Source organism: Nocardiopsis coralliicola, assembly GCF_054779695.1.
In genome coordinates this window covers 22,845-38,879 of sequence record NZ_BAAGXT010000043.1, presented here as the reverse complement: position 1 = coordinate 38,879, position 16,035 = coordinate 22,845, and the positions used below count along the sequence as shown (strand labels likewise).

The following is a 16,035-nucleotide window of genomic DNA, read 5'->3' as shown; positions in this document are numbered from 1 at the left end:
TTAGTCAATAACATGTTAGTGAGTAACACTCTGAGGTGTCCACCGGGACGGCTCACTCGGACGGAACTGCCCCGCGCCCCTCCGGCTTTCCGCCGCCGGCCGCTTCGGCCGCATCCAGCAGCACCGTGCCGGCGGTGCCGTCGATGGTGATCAGGTCGCCGTCCGCGATGCGCCGGGTGGCCCGGGGCAGGCAGATCACGGCGGGGATGCCGTACTCGCGCGCCACCGTCGGTCCGTGCGCGATCGGCGATCCGGTCTCGGTGACCAGCCCCGCCGCGGTCATGAACAGCGGCGTCCAGCCGGGATCGGTGGTGGGGGCGACCAGGATCTCGCCCGGCTCCAGGCGGGCTCCGACCGGATCGCGCACGATCCGCGCCCTGCCGGTGGCCCGGCCCGCCGCCGCCGGCTTGCCCGCCATCGCGCCCTCGGCCGCCGGGAGCGCCGGAAGCAGCGCCTCCACGTCGGTCCCGTCCGACAGCAGCACCGCGGGCACCTGCGCGCGGCGCAGTTCGCGCCGGTAGAACTCACGGCGCTGAGCCACAGCCTCCCGGTGGTCCGCCCCCTGCTCCACCGCGGTGCGCACTTCGGCCAGTCCCAGGAACATGACGTCGCTGGAGTGCTCCAGCAGCCCGCGTGCGGCCTCACCGGCCGCGCTGCGCCGCTGATCGGCTACGGCGCGCTGGCCGTCGCCCTCGCCGTCGAATTCGGCCAGCACGTGGGGTGGCCGGCGTGGCTGTTCCAGGCGTTCTCACCGTTCGCCCACGTCATGCCGTTCTCCGGCGTCCCCGGTGCCGTTCCCCTGATCGCCCTCACCGTGCTGGCGGCCGCGCTGTGCGCCCTCGGGCTCACCGCCCTGAGCCGGCGCGATCTGGGCGCCTAAGACCCGGTCGCCCGTTGGCGCGGCGCGCCCGGCCGCACGGCCGCACGGCCGGGAAGAGGTGGCCGGTACCGCCCCGGGTTGAGTGTGCCGTAGCGGCACACCGTATTTTCTGGTGTCCTCCGGCGAGAGAAGGAGCGGGGCCATGGGGGCGGGGGACGGCTCACCCCGCGGGCGGTTGCGGCCGCTCCGGCGGTGGGAAGTGCTGCATCGCGCGCTGTACACGGTGGAACTGGGGCAGGTCGCCTACACCGCGGAGGTCGACCTGGGGCGCGACGACGGGAAGGCCGTGCTCTACGCCGACGGGGTGGAGCAGGCCGCGGCGGACATGCCGGCGGCGTTTCCGGTCCCGGGCGGGACCATCGAGGTGGACACCGGGCTGTACGGGGTGCGCCGGGTGCACCTGGTGCTCGGCGGCGGACGCGAAGAGCGGCTCCGCCCCGTGGCCGGGACGCTGGAGGACCGGCGGGCGCGGCTGGACCGGCGGCGGCCCGGGGTGAGCCGCGCGATCGCGTGGACGGCGGCGGGTGTCCTCGCCGCCAACCTCGTGCTGGCGCTGCCCCAGGCGGTCGAGCTGGTGACAGCGCTGCCGAAGGTCGCCGCAGCGGTCGGCACGTTCACGTCGCCGGTCAACCTGCCCGCCTGGCTGAACTTCACCCTGGTCCTGGCCGGAGCGCTGGCCGCCGCGGAGCGGCTGCTGACGCTGCGCCAGCACCGGGTGCTCGACGCCGAGACGATCTGGACGAATCTCTGACCGCGGACCACCGCCGCAGGTTTCGGGCACCCGCCGGGGGTGACTCTGTGGACAGGGCCGGCCGCGCCGCGGACCGGCGGCCGACGAGGAGGGGGAGGATGGGCTGGAGCACCCGCCAGCTGGCCGAGCTGGCCGGAACGAGCCTGCGGACCGTGCGGCACTACCACGACATCGGGCTACTGGAGGAGCCGGCGCGGCGCGCCAACGGCTACAAGAGCTACGGCGTGCAGCACCTGAGCCGGGTGATCCGCATCCGGCGCCTCTCTGATCTGGGGTTTTCCCTGTCCCAGATCGCCGAGATGGGCGACGCGGACGTGCATCCGGCCCAGGAGGAGCTGCGCACCCTGGACGCGGAGCTCGCCGCGACCATCGAGCGGCTCCAGCAGACACGCGTCGAGCTGGCGCTGGCGATGCGCCGCAACAGCGCCACCGACCTCCCCGACGAGCTCGGCGCGGCCGCGGCGGGCGCGGACCTCTCAGAGAGCGCCCGCGGACTCTTCGTGGTCTGGAGCCGCCTGATGGGCCCGGAGGGGCTCGCCACCGCGGCCGCGATCCTGCGCAACCCGCCGTCCTCCGCCGACCGGGACTTCGACCGCCTGCCGCCGGGTGCGGACGAGGCGGCCCGCCGCGACGTCGTCGAGCGAATGGTGCCGGAGACGCGGCAGCTCCTCGACGCCCATCCGGAGCTGCGGGACCCGCGGGTCGTCGCACCGCGGGGCAAGCCGGCGGCGAAGGCGGCGGTGGACACCGCCATCGACGACCTCTTCAACCCGGCCCAGCGCGACGTCCTGGACCGTGTCATCCGCGCCGTGGCCGACCCCGGCGGGCCCTGACCCGGCGCCGGGCCAACGACCGCCCCCACTCGGGCACGAATGCGAGACCTCCCATGGACTTCACCCTTCCGCAGCGCCTCTACCTGCTCAACTTCGACCTGGAGAAGAACAAGCCCGACTCCAACACCGCCCTGGTCCGCGGCAACCTGATGCGCGGGGCCGCCGTGGCGCACCTGGTGCTCGCGGGGCTGCTGCGCGACGCGGACGGCAAGGCCGCACGCACCGGCGGCGCCGCACCGGACGATCCGTTCCTGGCCGAGGTCCTGGACGCGGTGCCGCCGGACGAGCCGCGGCGCTGGTTCTGGGTCGTGGACCACCACTGGCACAAGGCCGAAGCGGCCGTGCGCGACGGACTGGAGGAGCGCGGAGCGGTCCGGGTCGACCGCGGCCGGGCACTGGGGATCTTCCCGACGGCCCGCCCCTCCCTCACCGACCCGGGCCCGGTGGCCGGCCTGCGCGACACCGTGCGGGAGGCCGCGTTCGCGGGCCGTGATCCGGCGGGCATCCCCGACGACGTGGCGGTGCTCGCCGCGCTCGCCGCCGACGGCGACGTCTGCTGCACCATCGCCCGCAAGGAGCGGCGCGCCCACAAGTCCGAGATCGCCCTCGTGCACGACCACGTGGACACGCTCATGCCCGGAGTCCGCAAGGCGACCGGGCTGTCGATGACGGCCCGGCGCACCGGCGCCGGCTGAGCGCACCGGTGCCGGCGCACCCGTGCGAGAGGGTCCGGGACGCCCCGCCCCCTGGTCCTTCCGGGGCGGCCGGCACCTGACCCGACGTCCGCGGTTCGGCGGCGCAACGGCCCCGCGTGCCGGCCCGGTGCGCCGGTTCGCTCCCGCCCGTCAGCGCCCGCCCGGTGGCCCGGCCGCGGCGAGCAGCGCGTCGGCGACGGCGATGAGGCGGGGCGGGTCGACGCTGACTCCGGCGATGACCCGGTAGAGGGCGGCGCCGATCAGGGCGTCCGCCGCGGCTTCGGGGAGAGGGTGGCCCGCCGCGGCGAAGCGGGCCGCCATGGCGGCGTGGAACGGGCCGGTGAAGCGCGCGTAGAGCCGCTCCGCGTCGCTGGACCGGTCGGCGGCCGCAGCGGCGAGGGCGCGGACCAGCGGAGCGCCGTCCGGGCGCGCCATGGATTCGGCGTAGCGCCGCGCCCAGTCGTGCAGGTCCGCCCGGAGGTCGCCGCTGTCCGCGATCTCCCTGCCGTGCCCGCCGACCGTGCCGTCAAGCACGCATTCGGCGATGATCGCGCCCTTGGACGGCCACCACCGGTACACCGTCTGCCGCCCGACGCCGGCCCGCTCGGCCACGGCCTCGATGGTCAGCCCCTCGTACCCTTCCTCGGGCAGCAGCGCGGCCGCCGCGTCGAGGACGGCGCGGCGCTTCGCTTCGCTGCGGGGCCGCCCGCGGCGGGGTTCCGGCACGGGGCAAAAGTACCAACGCAGCGCGGGCAGTGCCGGCGTCCGCGCTGCACGTACTATTTACGAGACACTCTGCCTCGGAAATAGGGGCGCAGCCGCCAGCGGGGAGGAACCATGGCCGAGCAGATCGTTGCGGTGATCGGCGTCGGAGGGATGGGCGAGCTCATCGCCCAGCGCCAGGGGGCGGGAAAGACCCTGCTGCTCGCCGACTTCAACGAGGAGGCCCTGGCCGGCGCGGCGGACCGGCTGCGCGGCGGCGGCTTCACCGTGCGCACGCACCCGGTGGATGTCGGCGACCCGGACTCGGTGGCGGCGCTGGCTGCCGCGGCGGGCGCGGCCGGCGATGTCGTCCAGGTCGTGCACACCGCGGGCCTGTCGCCGGTCCAGGCGCCGGTCGAGGCGATCCTCCGCGTCGACCTGCTCGGCGTCGCCCTGGTTCTGGAGGAGTTCGCGCCGGTCCTGGCGCCGGGCGCGGCGGGCCTGGTCATCGCCAGCATGGCGGGCCACTTCGCGGCGGGCCGGTTCCCCGCCGAGGCCGAGCAGGCCCTGGCGGCCGCCCCGGCGCGGGAGCTGCTGGAACTGCCGGTGGCACAGCCGGGTGCACTGCCCGACGCGGGCGCGGCGTACTCCCTGGCGAAGCGGGCCAACCAGCTCCGCGTCGCCGCGGCCAGCACGGCCTGGGGCGCGCGCGGAGCGCGGGTCAACTCGATCAGCCCGGGCGTGGTCGCCACCCCGATGGGGCAGGAGGAGCTGGCCGGCGAGAGCGGCGCGGGGATGCGGGCGATGATCGCCGCATCGGGGACCGGCCGCGTCGGCACCCCGAGCGACATCGCCGACGCCGCCGCGTTCCTGCTCGGCCCCGCGGCCTCCTTCATCACCGGCACCGACCTGCTGGTCGACGGCGGCGTGGTGGCCGCCGTCCGCAGCGGCGCCCTCGGCTGAGCCGGCGCCCCCGGCGCTGCCGGCCGCGCCGCTGCTACTCCCCCGCGTCGACGGCCGGCGCGTAGGCCTCCAGCAGCGCGGTGAAGGCCGCGGTGCCGGCGTCGAAGGCGGCGAAGTCGCGGGCGACAAGGAGCGCCCGCCGCCAGGCCCACGCCTCGTCGAGCGGGTGGATCCCGGAAGCGGGCACCCCGTGCCGCCGGGCCGCGCCGAGCGGGACGACGGCCCGACCGACTCCGGTGCCAGCGACGGCGCAGACGGCCGCGAGCGAGGGCAGGCGGACGCGGTAGGCGGGGACGAGGCCGCGGTCGCGGGCCCGCTGCTCGATCCGCTCCTGCAGCGGGACCCCGGGCAGCAGGCCGACCACGGGCTCACGGAGGACGTCGTCGAGGCGCAGCGGCGCCGGAGTTCCGGACGAAGCCGCCCCGACCGCGACGAGGGGGTCGTCCCAGAGCGGACGGGCCGCGCAGGGCGCGATCGGCGCCCGGTCCTGCGCCACGACGGAGACGACGGCGAGATCGGCGCGGCCCTCCCGGACCGCATCGACCGCTTCGTCGCTGCCGAGCTCGGCGAGGGTGACCGCGAGCGACGGCAGCCGGTTGAGCGTCGCGGCGAGGAACTCGGTGAGCGCATCGACCGCCGAGCTGTTGGCCGCCAGCGCGATGCTGCCCCGCAGGCCGCGGGCGCGCCCGGCCATCTGGGACTCCAGGTCCGCCACCCCGGAGACGACGCGGCGCCCCCGGGCAGCCAGTTCCTCCCCGGCCGGAGTGGGGCGCACCCCCCCGGCGGCCGCGCTCCAGCAGCCGCAGGCCGAAGCGCCGCTCCAGGGCGGTGATCCGCACGCTGGCCGCCGAGAGCGAGAGGCGGCACTGCTCAGCTCCGGCCGTAATCGAGCCGCCGTCCACCACCGCGGTGAACAGCGCCAGATCGCGCACCTCGACCCCGCCGTATCCATCCGCCTTCACTGTTGCCCGTCTCCCTTCGCGAAACTGCAAGCCAGATCGCCCGGCCGCCCCCTCAGAATCCTCCCTAGGCGCCCGGCGACGGCGGGCGGGAGGGGAGTTCATCCATGCGCGGCGCACGTCGAACCATCCGGGGCCTTGCCCGGTTCCTACTCCGGTCAGCGGCGATGCGCGCGGCTCGCGAGCAGCACTTGGCACCCGCTGGCGCCTCCCCGGCGGGGTACCCCGATGCGATGCCCCCGGAACGGGAGCGCGCCGTCCGCAGCCAGCTCCACGTCATCGTGTGGCTCCTGGAAGACGGAAGGGTCATCGAGGCGCAGGAGGTCGCTTCCGCGGGGCCGTGGCGGTGCGCCGACGCAGAGGCCGGCCGGGGCGCCGGCGGCGTCCCGGGCCCGGACAGCGCGGCTGCCGCGGGCGGTGCACCGGTCGAGGACCGCGTGCGGCGGTCCGGTCGGCCGCGGTGACACCGCCCGGTGCAGCGACCCGGACGCCCCCGCGCAGTCCGCGTGCGGCAGCAACCGCCCTGGACGGTCAGGAGGGGCAGCGCTCCGCGGGGGGTATAGAGGAACGCGCGCCGCCGCCCGGCTACGGCATGCCGCCGCGAACTCGGCAGGTCTGCGGCGGCTGCACCGCGGCCGCCCCGCATGCCGGCCGTTCCGGTGCGGCCCGGCAGTGACGGGGCGCGGCACGGCCCCGCCGGCAGGCGTACAGCCCGCCCGCTCCGCTGCGGAGCCGGCACCTCCGGAGGGCGCGCGCAGCGCGCGGCACCGGAAACGGCCGGCGTCCGGCTCCCTCCGGGTCAGCGGCGCCGCAGCCGCTGCGGTGGGCGCATCACCGGACGCAGTGACCGGAGCCCGCCGCTGCGGAGCGCGGTCCGCGACCGCGTTCGCGCTCTGCCGAGCGCCGGCGGTGGCCGGGACCGGGCCCCGGCCACGGCCGGCTCCGGCGGCGGTCAGTCTCCCTGCTGCTCCGCGGTGCGGCGCAGGTCGCCGCGGAGGATCCGGGCGACGAGGTCGGAGCGGAGGGTGCCGAAGCCGGTGGCGGACCAGACACTCTGTTCGGCCGGCACGGTGTAGTAGGGGACGTCGCGGCCGTCGTGCTCGACGAGGAGGGCGGCCGGGGCGGCGAAGTTGCGGACGGCGCGGGAGCAGTCGGCGCAGAGCGGGACGCGGACGGAGCGGGCGCTGCCGAGCGCGCGCCAGTCGCGGTCGGCGGTCCCGGTGCCGTGCAGCGGGTTGGCGTAGCAGTGCCGGGGGCGCTTGCCGGAGCGGCGGCCGGAGACCGCGCGCTGCAGGTCGAACTCGGCGAGGTCGATCAGGACGAGCGCGCCGGCCGCGTCGGCGAGGTCCGCGATACCGTCGCCGGCCATCTCGTGCGCCTTGGCGGCCGCAGCGCGGGCCTCCAGGGCGGACTCCAGGGCCGCCGCGGCATCGGCGTCGCCGGGACGCGGCCGGGCCTCGGCGATCTGCATGCCGAGGGTGCTCAGCGCGTCGTCGGCGAGCCGGGACAGCTCATCGAGGTGGGCTGAGTCGGCGTTGGCGAGCTTGGTGCGCAGCGGCGCGGTGCGCAGCTCGGCCCGGCGGTCGGCCGCCCGGCGGCGCCGCCGCAGCAGCACGGCCAGGAACACGCCGCCGCCGGCGAGCAGGAGGAGCGCCGCCCCGCCGGCGATCCAGGGCAGGGGGCCGTAGAGGTAGGGCGAGCTGCCGTACTCCTCCATCGCCTCCTGGTGGGCGGCCTCGGGGTCCTCGTCGACCAGGATGTCCACGGCGAGGGCGGCTCCGGTGGCGATCGGGGTGTCGTATTCGGTCTGGTAGGAGGCTGCGCTCGCCGCGTAGTAGGCGGGGCCCGTCCCTTCGGGTTCGGATCCGGGCCCGAAGTCGTAGCCGCCCAGCAGCGAGCCGTCGGAGACGAGGTAGTGGGCGGCGCCGCCGTCGAGGGCGCTGTCGGGCATGCGGCTGTGGACGGCGGCGGCGAGCGCGCGGCGGTCGCCGCCCCAGGCGTCGCCGGCGATCAGCGGCACCACGATGACGTAGAGGGGGCGGTCGTACTCGGCGATGCGCGCGCTCAGGTCAGCGGCCTGGTCACCGGTGAAGACGGAGGCGTAGGCGGGCGCGGCGTAGACGGGGTCCTCGGCCAGGGCATCGGCGATCTCCTGCGTGCCCGGGGCCTCGCCGGGATCGGCCCCCTGCCCCTCCGCTGCGGTTGCGGCGCCGGCGGCCGGCTCCGCGATCGCCGGGGCGGCCGCCAGGGCTGCTCCGGCCGGGCCGGCAGCGGCGCCGAGCAGGGCCAGGGAGCACAGCGCAGTGCAGGCGGCGCGGGCGAGGTGCGGGAGCGCGGTCATCGGGAGACCCCCAGTCGGGCGCGGACGGCCTGTGCCGTGGCGGAGATGTCGGTGCCGTAGGAGTACCGCGTCCAGAACTCCAGGGACCCGCGGTCTCCGGACAGCTCCAGGCGGCTCGGCGTCCCGTCCTTGCAGGCCGGGCACACCTTCGCGGCGGCCTTCCGGCCCGCCGCCGGGTGCACCGCCCCGTGCAGCGGATTCGCACTGCAGACCGCGGCGGTTGCTGCCGGGTCGCCGCCGGCGGCGAGCACACCGCGCCGCGCCAGCAGGACCAGCCCCACCAGGTCGTCGGTGTCGGGCTCGGCCGCGGCGAGCAGCAGTACGGCGTCGAGGGCGTCGGCGGCGCGGGCGCGGCGCTTGTCGGGCGCCTCCTCGACGGCGGTGCGCAGCCGTTCGAGTTCGGTGTCGAGCATCCGCTCCAGCGCGCGCCGGCCGGGCGTGCGCGGGGCCGGACCGCCGAGCGGGTTCTCCCCCGCGCCGGGAGCGTTCCGGCCCAGGAGCTTGCTCCCGGCGGCCGCCGCTGCTGCCGCGACTGCACCGCCGAATACCAGGGCGCCCAGCGCGGCGAGGGCGTAGGCGCCGGTGGAGTCGGTGTCCAGGTCGGGCTCCAGCGGTTCCGGCAGGGTCGGCGGATCAGCGGTGTCGTAGCCGCCGGGGATGTCCGCGGCCGCGTCGAGGCCGGCCGATGCCGCTGCAGCGGCATCGCTGGCCTCGATCTCCCAGAGGACGTCGCGGAACTCCCAGGAGTCGTACTCGGATCCGAACACCTCGCCGTCGATCCGGGCAGTGCCGGAGTCCGGGCGCACCACCAGGTAGGTGCCGTCCTGGCCGTGCACGGCGTGCAGTGCGTGCAGGTACAGCTCGGGGTCGCCGCCGGACTCGTTGACCGGGTCCACCGGGGAGACGACGACGAACGCGCCGGCTTCGGCGGCGCTCGCGGCGAGGCCGGCGGCCTCGTCTGCGGTCAGCGTCCCGGCCGCCGCGGGAGCCACGTGGATCCGGGACGCGGCGAGGTCTGCGGCGGCCGCATCGAGGCGCGCGGTGTCGGGAACGTAGGGCGGATCGTCGGTGTAGCCGGGGTCGAGTCCGCGGTAGACCGGGTCCTCCTCCGACGCGGCGAACACCGCCGCGTCCGCCTCGGCCTGCGCGGTGTCGGCCTTGTACACGAGGACCGCCCCGCCCGCGGCCAGCGCCACCGGGACCGCGCCCAGCACGCAGAACAGCACCGTCCGGCGGGACCGCAGAAAGCCCAGGAAGGCGCCGACGGCCGCGACCCCGGCCACGGCGCCCACGACTCTGCCGAACCGCTCGGCGTCGCCCTCATAGGAGAGGTCCAGGCGCAGCGGCCCGGGCAGCAGATACGTCCATTCACTCCCGTGGGCAGCCGGTGCGGCGCCGTCCGCCCCGGCGGCGCCGCCGTCGAGCTCCGCGGCGAACACGTCGACGAGGGCGGTGGCGCGCCGGTCCCCGGTCGGCACCTGCTCGCTCGCGGCGCGGGCGGCATCCTCCGCGCCGGCGGAGACGCCGCGCTCGTGCGCCTCGATCCAGCCGTGGTCGAGCAGCACGTACAGCGCATCGCGGTCCACCCGGTCGGCGACGACGGCGAGGTCGACGCGCCGCCAGTCGGCCGCGACCACCTGGTAGTCGACGCCGAGCGGGGCGAAGCGCTCGTGCAGCTGCTCCTCCAGCGCCGCCGTGTCGTAGCTGCCGCCGAGCTCGCCGCCGACGACGACGGCGCCGTCGGCGGGCTGGGCGGAGAGCTCCTCGGCCAGGTACTCCTCGTAGGACTCCGGAGCGTGGCCGACGGCCTGCCGCGCGGCCTCCGCCGCGTCCCGCGGATCCTGCACCTGGGCGGCGGGCTCAGCCGCCGCAGGCGCCGCCGCGCCGCACACCGCGATGAGCGCACCGCACAGTGCCGCCCTCCACCGCCCCGTTCGCACCGGTAGTCCCCTTTCGCACCGCACACCGCGGATCAGACGACGGTAGAGGACCGACCGTTCCACCGTGGTCGCAGCAAGGACACGGTTCGGCTGGGGCGCCCGCACCCGGGGAGGCCGCCCTCCGGTGCACGGTGCCCCGGTCGGCCGCGCCGTACGGGGGGGGCGGCCGGCTCTGGTGCGGTACGGCCCGGCGCCGCCTCAGGCCTTGCGGAGCAGGAGAACCCCGCTGATGATGCGGTACGCGCCGTACACGACGGGCCCCCACGCGAGGAGGTAGACGCCGCCGTCGGCCGCGGCCGCATAGGTGGTGAAGCTGACGCCGAGCCCGCCCAGCGCCCAGGCGATGCCGAAACCGACGGCGCGCTGGCCCTTCGTCTCCCAGATCTCCTTCTGCTCGGGCGTTGCGACCTGGTAGGGCGGGGGCTCCTCGGCCGCCTCCGCACGGCAGTCCCCGGCACCACCGGGTCCGGGTGGGTGCTGGGCGCCTCCGGGTGCTCCGGCTCCGGCGCCTCCGTCCCCGGCCGGGGAGGGAGGCGCCGGAGCCGGAGAGGGGGTGGCGGGGTCCTGGGGGCGGGGGTCTCCGGGCAGTGGCCGGTCCGCATTCATGGTGTGCTCCTGACGGGGGCGCCGCGGGCTCGCGGCGGCGGCCCGAAATCGGTGGCGTGTTCGGTGGCATATGCGCGGGCGCTCTGCCGCCGCCCGGGTGGCGGGCGCCCAGGGCAGGGTGGACAGGTGTCCACCTACGCCCTAGCGGATCGGGCGCCCGCGGGTGCGGAGCTCGGCCGCGATCCGGTCGACCAGCGCGTCGCGCTCACCCGTGAGCACGAGCGGCACCAGCACCGGTTCCCCTGATCGGGGGAACACCTGGTAGCCGGCGACCTTCCCCTCGGAGCCCTGGCCCTTGTCCAGCACGGCTTCCATTCGGTCGACGTCGTCCCAGGCGTGCGCGGCGATCCGGCGCCCCTTCGCGGAGACCAGCCCGCCGTCGTGCAGGTAGACGGTGCGGGTGGCGATGAACGGCGCCTTCAGTCCCCACACGCCCAGCGCCAACGCGGCGAAGAGCAGCGCTGTGACGAGCGCGCGGAGCAGGCTGTGGCCCAGGGAGAAGTCGTCGACGCCGTCGAACCAGCTCGCGACGGCCCCCATCCCGACCAGGCAGGCAACTGCCCCACCGCACCCGGTGAGGGTCCTACTGCCCTTCCCCGCCCCGCGGCGCTCGGCCACGTGCTCCCCCAGCCCGTGCTCGACCGCCGCGGTGGTGACCGCCGCGGGCAGCTGCTGCTCCATTCGCACCTCCGTCTCCGCACGGCTCCGCGAAGCAGGGCCGCGCCGCTCAGATGAGGGGAACGTAGCCTTCTGACCAGGACCGGGAGGGAGCTTCTCGCTCGCTGGCCGACTGCGGTCGGGTTTCCGCAAACCGCTTGCGGCCGGCCCGGGGCCGCTGCCCGCCGCTCCACCCGGCGGGCGGGCCGGCCGGCAGCGCGGTGCAGCGAGCGGGCGGGCCCGCTGCACCGCGACGCACCGGGAATTCCCGGTGCACGGGTGCGAGCGGGGGCAGCGCATCGGCAGCGCCGGGGCGCGGCGCGGTGGGTGTACTCGGCCGGGCGGGTGCCCTCACGACGCGGGCCCGCCGCAGCCTCCGGCCGCCGCGTTCGCGCGCGGGGCGCTCCGGATTCCGTGCAGTACGGCTCGGCACGCGCCGGCCCGGGGCCGGCCCGCCGCTACTTCTGCGGCGGGCGCGGGTGCGGCGTCTCGCCGCGCAGCAGGCGGTCGACCAGGCGCTCGGCGCGGGCGGTCCGGACCTCAGGGCGCACCGCGGTCTGGACCCGGTGGATGAAGGCGTACCGGTTGGTGGCGTCGAGGCCGTCGAAGAGCGGTCCTGCCGCCGGCGCGGCGGCGAGCGCGTCGGCGAGCTCCGGCGGGATCTCCGCGGTTGCGGAGCCGCCGTAGGCGCGCTCCCAGCGGCCGTCGGCCTTGGCGCGGTCGACCTCCGCCTGGCCGCGCGCCCGGATCCGGCCCTCGGCGGCCAGCCGCGCGATGATCTCGGTGTTGCGCTGCGACCAGACCGACGCGCGGCGCCGCGGGGTGAACCGCTGGTGGAAGGTGCCGGAGTCGCCGCGGCGCTTCTGCCCGTCGATCCAGCCGCTGCACAGCGCCTCGTCGAGCGCCTGGGCGTAGGTCAGCGTTGTGGGCGCCGTGGTGCCCTTCTTCGCCAGCACCAGCCAGACCCCGTCGGATCCGTCCTCGTTGGCGTCCAGCCACGCCCGCCACTCCGCCGTGTCCGCCACGACGAGCGGCTCCTCGTCAGCCATTCCGCCTCCTCCGCACCCCGGCACCGCGCCGGTACCGCCATTCTCCCGCGGAGCACCGACACCCCGCGGCGGCGGGCACCGCTCACACGGCCGGCTCCGCGTCACCGGCGGCGATTGCGGCGAGTTCGTCCGCGACGCGCAGCGCGGCGTAGTGGTTGGAGGCGCCCCAGACGTCGTAGTCGGCGGCGTAGATGCGGTCGTCCTGTACGGCTCCGAGCTGGTCCCAGACGCCGCCGGTGAAGGTGTCGGGGGCGTCGGGGTAGCCGCTGCCGGACATGGCGACGACGGCGTCGGCGTCCGCGCGCTCCAGGTTCTCGTAGCTTTCGGTGATGAAGTCCGGGCCGCCTTCGGGCTTGGCGTGCCCGTCGGGGCGGGCCAGCCCGATGTCGTCGGCGATGCCGCCGGAGAACGAATCGGGGGTCTCGATCCGGATCTCCTGGGCGCTCTGCAGGCGCAGCAGGGACAGCTCCGTCTCCGACGGCGCGGAACCGGACTCCTCGATGCGCTCCTGCGCCGCGGCGACCGCGCCGGTGTACTCCTCCTCGGCTTCGGCGGCCTCCTCCTCGGTGCCGAGCACCTCGGCGACCTCGGCCAGGTGGCCGCGCCAGGACTGCGTCCCGGTCCATTCGAGCAGGACGGTGGGGGCGATCGCCTCCAGCTCGGGCAGCAGGTCGGCCTGCGCGCCGCTCTCGGTCTGCACGCCGATGATGACATCGGGCCGCGCGGCGCCGACCAGCTCCAGGTCGATCTCGTCCTCGGCCGCTGAGGCGGAGACGACCGGGTAGGCGGACGGGTCGGCGTCCTCGGGCAGGAACGGGGCGAGGCCGCCGTCGCCGCCGGGCTCGCCGGCGGTCCCGACCACCTCGGCGCCGAGCCGGACCGCTGCCGAGAGGGTGGGCCGCCACAGCACGGCGACGCGCTCCGGGGCCGCGGGGACGTCGACGGCGCCGTTGGCGCCCTCGACCGTGCGCACCTCCCCCTCCGCGTCGGGGTCGGCAGTGCCGGACGTGCAGGCGCCCAGCGCTGCGGCCGGCAGCAGGGCGCAGGCGAGGACGGCGGCGCGGCGGAGGAGGGGCACGGCAACTCCTTGGAGCAGGGGGTGGGAGGGAGCGCGGCCAACCGGCCGGGGTTCAACTTAGGCAACGCTAACCTAACCATCGCCTCCGTGAACAGTCCGCGCCGGCACCGTCCGGGGTGTCGCCGGCCGACACCGGCCGCGGCGGCCGGGAATAGCCGGGCCGGCGGCGCAGCTGGTGGTCCATAGGCACGGTGCGCGTCAGGGCGCAGACGAGGAGGGTGCACATGCTCATCGGGGAGCTCGCCGAACAGGTCGGTGTCAGTCCGCGGTCCCTGCGCCACTACGAGAAGGCCGGCCTCCTCTCACCCGAGCGGGACGGCAGCGGCTACCGCCGCTACGACGAGCGCGCCGCCGTCCGCGCGGCCAACATCCGCGACCTGCTCGACGTCGGCCTCACCCTGGACGGCATCCGCGGCTATGCCGCCGACGGCTGCCTGGACGCTCCGCTGGACGAGGGCCCCCGCTGCGCGGCCGAGCTGGACACCGCACACCACCGCCTCGCCGCCGTCGAAGAGCGCCTGGCCCGGCTCCAGCGGGTCCGCGACCGGCTGGCCCGGCACACCGCCGAGGTGGCCCGCTCCGTCGCGCCCTGACGCGGGCGCTGCTCCGGCGCCGCGCGTACGCTCCCCAGAACGGGGGGCAGTCGACACGCCGACGAGGCTCCCGCCGATCGGGCGGGCGGCACTCGGCGCGGCGCAGGCGCAATCAGGAGGAAGCGGGTCCGGTCCATCCCGGCGGGAGCAGAGGCAGAGAGCGGACCGCGCAATGCGCCGCTCGATTGTGTGCGGCCGGCTCCTGGCCGTCCTCCTCAGCGCGGCCCGGGGAGTCCTCGGCCGGGCGGCTCTGAGGCCGCTGGGAGTACTGCTGCACGGGGTGCCCGACCGCTCGGCTGGGCCCGGCCGACATCTTCCGGGACGGGGTGCTGGTCCCCGTCGCCAGCGCGGTGTTCCTCCGGCTGCTCTTTCGCGTTCCGGCGTTCACGCGCAACCGGCTGCTGCTGCGGCGCTACGGGATACCGAGGCGCCTCTGCCGCTGGGGGCGGCCAGCCTACTGCTGATGCCGTCCGCGGGGATGGGCGCGGTGTAGGCCGGGACGCTTTCCGGTGGCGAGAGCAACGATTCGGCATGTCGGGCAGGGGCGTCCCCCACTGCGTGGGAGGTGGGCGCGCCCGCCGCGCCCGCCTTCCGAACACGAGCCGGCCGGTCGCGGCTTCCGTGCAGGTCGGCGCGGGACCAAGCCCGATCCCGCCCGTCTGTCGCCGCAGCACGTCACGCGCCCGCACTTGACCTTGCCACCCGTGTCAGGCCCCTAGCGTCCCGCCATGGCTGACAACGACACGGCCCGCGCCCCTCTCGGCGCGGTTCCCCCTCCAGATGCGACCGCGCGGCCCGGCTGGCTGCTCTGCCTCCTCGCCGCGGCGTTCGTGATCGGCACCGACGACTTCCTGGTGGCCGGCCTGCTGCCGGAGATCGCCGGCGACCTGCGGGTGGGCGAAGGAGCAGCCGGCCAGCTGGTGACGGTCTTCTCGCTGACCTACGCGGCCGCCGCGCCGGCCGCCGCGGTACTCACCGCCCGGCTGCCGCGCCGCCGCGTCCTCATCTCCGGCATGCTGCTCTTCGCCGCCGCCAACGCCGCGGTGCTCGCCGCACCCGGGTACGCTGCGGTGCTCGGTCTGCGGGTGCTGGCCGCGGCGTCCGCGGCCGCGGTCACGCCCGCGCTGTTCGGCACGGCCGAGCGCCTGTCGGCGCCGGAGCGGACCGGACGCGCCATCGCGGCCGTCGGCGCCGGGCTGACCATCGCCCTGCTCGCCGGGGTCCCGGCGGGCACGCTGATCGGCGGCGCCTTCGGCTGGCGGGCGGCCTTCGGCGCGGTGGCGCTCGCCGCCCTCGCGGTGGCCGCCGGCCTCGCCCTGCTCCTTCCGCCCCTTCCGGCGCCCCCGGGCGCGTCCGGGACGGCGGCGCGGCTCCGCATCCTCGCGCAGCCCGCCGTGCTGAGCTGCGCGGCGGGCACCGCGGTCGGAGCGACCGGGGGCCTGCTCACCTTCACCTACATCGCGCCGATCGTGCGCGACCTGAGCGGCGCCGGCGGGCCCGCGCTGGCCGGCTTCATCGCCCTCGCCGGCGCGGCCGCCGCGGCGGGCACGTTCGCCGGCGGGGCGGCGACCGACCGCTGGGGCGCCGACCGGGCGCTGCTCGCCGCCTTCGGCGTGCTGCTGGCGGCAACGCTCGGGCTGCTCGGCATCGGGCTCGCCGGCGGCGGCGCGGCCCCCGCGGGCGCGGTCGCGGCGGTGCTCGCGGTGTGGGGGTTCGGCGGCTGGGCGTTCAACCCGCCGATGAACACGCGGGCGCTGCGGCTGGCCGGGGACGCCGGCACGGAGGCGGTCGCGCTCACCACCAGCGCGCTCTACATCGGCGTGGCCGCGGCGGGAGCCCTCGGCGGGGCGGCCGTCGCCTATGGCGGCGGGGTCGCCGCACTGGCCGTCGCCGGAACGGCCGTCGTGGCGGCGCTCGGGGTGATGGCGGTGTCGGTGCACCGGTATCCGGCCGCATCGGGCCGGGGCAGCGGGGATTGACCTGCCGAG

The 16,035-nt window shown here is 76.5% G+C and carries 16 protein-coding genes and 2 pseudogenes; 8 read left to right on the top strand and 10 right to left on the bottom strand.

Features of this window, described 5'->3' with window-relative positions; all coding sequences use genetic code 11:
- Window positions 1-52: 52 nt before the first annotated feature.
- Window positions 53-640, bottom strand: a pseudogene (locus tag ACYVGT_RS22815) (PEP-utilizing enzyme); the annotation flags it as partial.
- On the opposite strand from ACYVGT_RS22815, the gene ACYVGT_RS22810 reads away from it, so the two are divergent.
- From ACYVGT_RS22810 to ACYVGT_RS22795, 4 genes are all read left to right on the top strand, one after another.
- Window positions 617-880: a hypothetical protein gene (locus ACYVGT_RS22810; RefSeq protein WP_460862060.1), complete on the top strand. Its 264-nt coding sequence runs from the start codon at window positions 617-619 to the stop codon at window positions 878-880. The pseudogene ACYVGT_RS22815 and the gene ACYVGT_RS22810 sit on opposite strands and share 24 nt — an antisense overlap.
- Window positions 881-1,079: 199 nt before the next feature.
- On the top strand, window positions 1,080-1,631 hold the full coding sequence (locus tag ACYVGT_RS22805) for a hypothetical protein (RefSeq protein WP_460862023.1): 552 nt from the start codon (window positions 1,080-1,082) through the stop codon (window positions 1,629-1,631).
- 98 nt (window positions 1,632-1,729) lie between these two features.
- Window positions 1,730-2,464: a MerR family transcriptional regulator gene (locus ACYVGT_RS22800; RefSeq protein ID WP_460862021.1), complete on the top strand. Its 735-nt coding sequence runs from the start codon at window positions 1,730-1,732 to the stop codon at window positions 2,462-2,464.
- 53 nt (window positions 2,465-2,517) lie between these two features.
- Window positions 2,518-3,159 carry a GOLPH3/VPS74 family protein gene (locus tag ACYVGT_RS22795; protein ID WP_460862019.1) on the top strand — a complete coding sequence of 214 codons (642 nt, stop codon included), beginning with the start codon at window positions 2,518-2,520 and terminating at the stop codon, window positions 3,157-3,159.
- Between the two features lie 150 nt (window positions 3,160-3,309).
- Here the strand turns inward: ACYVGT_RS22795 and ACYVGT_RS22790 are convergent, their stop codons facing one another.
- On the bottom strand, window positions 3,310-3,885 hold the full coding sequence (locus ACYVGT_RS22790) for a TetR/AcrR family transcriptional regulator (RefSeq protein ID WP_460862017.1): 576 nt from the start codon (window positions 3,883-3,885) through the stop codon (window positions 3,310-3,312).
- Window positions 3,886-3,996: 111 nt separating this feature from the next.
- Between ACYVGT_RS22790 and ACYVGT_RS22785 the strand changes: the two genes are divergently transcribed.
- Window positions 3,997-4,824, top strand: a complete 828-nt coding sequence (locus ACYVGT_RS22785; protein WP_460862014.1) for an SDR family oxidoreductase — start codon at window positions 3,997-3,999, stop codon at window positions 4,822-4,824.
- Between the two features lie 34 nt (window positions 4,825-4,858).
- Here ACYVGT_RS22785 and ACYVGT_RS22780 read toward each other — a convergent pair whose 3' ends face one another.
- Window positions 4,859-5,539, bottom strand: coding sequence for a LysR substrate-binding domain-containing protein (locus ACYVGT_RS22780; RefSeq protein ID WP_460862013.1), 681 nt, complete (start codon window positions 5,537-5,539; stop codon window positions 4,859-4,861).
- 73 nt (window positions 5,540-5,612) lie between these two features.
- Window positions 5,613-5,888 (bottom strand): annotated as a pseudogene (locus tag ACYVGT_RS22775) (helix-turn-helix domain-containing protein); the annotation flags it as partial.
- 128 nt (window positions 5,889-6,016) lie between these two features.
- Between ACYVGT_RS22775 and ACYVGT_RS22770 the strand changes: the two are divergent.
- Window positions 6,017-6,247: a hypothetical protein gene (locus tag ACYVGT_RS22770; RefSeq protein ID WP_460862011.1), complete on the top strand. Its 231-nt coding sequence runs from the start codon at window positions 6,017-6,019 to the stop codon at window positions 6,245-6,247.
- 488 nt (window positions 6,248-6,735) lie between these two features.
- Here the strand turns inward: ACYVGT_RS22770 and ACYVGT_RS22765 are convergent, their stop codons facing one another.
- The 6 genes from ACYVGT_RS22765 to ACYVGT_RS22740 all read right to left on the bottom strand — a co-directional run bounded on the left by ACYVGT_RS22765 (window position 6,736) and on the right by ACYVGT_RS22740 (window position 13,454).
- Window positions 6,736-8,124, bottom strand: a complete 1,389-nt coding sequence (locus ACYVGT_RS22765) for a hypothetical protein (protein ID WP_460862008.1) — start codon at window positions 8,122-8,124, stop codon at window positions 6,736-6,738.
- On the bottom strand, window positions 8,121-10,064 hold the full coding sequence (locus ACYVGT_RS22760) for a hypothetical protein (protein WP_460862005.1): 1,944 nt from the start codon (window positions 10,062-10,064) through the stop codon (window positions 8,121-8,123). The genes ACYVGT_RS22765 and ACYVGT_RS22760 overlap by 4 nt, the downstream gene beginning before the upstream one ends.
- Window positions 10,065-10,262: 198 nt before the next feature.
- A complete protein-coding gene (locus ACYVGT_RS22755) occupies window positions 10,263-10,670 on the bottom strand; it encodes a hypothetical protein (protein ID WP_460862002.1) in 408 nt (135 codons plus the stop codon).
- Window positions 10,671-10,811: 141 nt separating this feature from the next.
- On the bottom strand, window positions 10,812-11,351 hold the full coding sequence (locus tag ACYVGT_RS22750) for a hypothetical protein (RefSeq protein ID WP_460861998.1): 540 nt from the start codon (window positions 11,349-11,351) through the stop codon (window positions 10,812-10,814).
- Window positions 11,352-11,785: 434 nt separating this feature from the next.
- Window positions 11,786-12,376, bottom strand: a complete 591-nt coding sequence (locus ACYVGT_RS22745; RefSeq protein ID WP_460861996.1) for a YdeI/OmpD-associated family protein — start codon at window positions 12,374-12,376, stop codon at window positions 11,786-11,788.
- A gap of 82 nt (window positions 12,377-12,458) precedes the next feature.
- On the bottom strand, window positions 12,459-13,454 hold the full coding sequence (locus tag ACYVGT_RS22740) for an ABC transporter substrate-binding protein (RefSeq protein ID WP_460861992.1): 996 nt from the start codon (window positions 13,452-13,454) through the stop codon (window positions 12,459-12,461).
- A gap of 224 nt (window positions 13,455-13,678) precedes the next feature.
- On the opposite strand from ACYVGT_RS22740, the gene ACYVGT_RS22735 reads away from it, so the two are divergent.
- Window positions 13,679-14,047, top strand: a complete 369-nt coding sequence (locus ACYVGT_RS22735) for a MerR family transcriptional regulator (protein WP_460861989.1) — start codon at window positions 13,679-13,681, stop codon at window positions 14,045-14,047.
- A 728-nt stretch (window positions 14,048-14,775) separates the two neighbouring features.
- Window positions 14,776-16,026 carry an MFS transporter gene (locus ACYVGT_RS22730; RefSeq protein WP_460861987.1) on the top strand — a complete coding sequence of 417 codons (1,251 nt, stop codon included), beginning with the start codon at window positions 14,776-14,778 and terminating at the stop codon, window positions 16,024-16,026.
- Window positions 16,027-16,035: the final 9 nt, after the last annotated feature.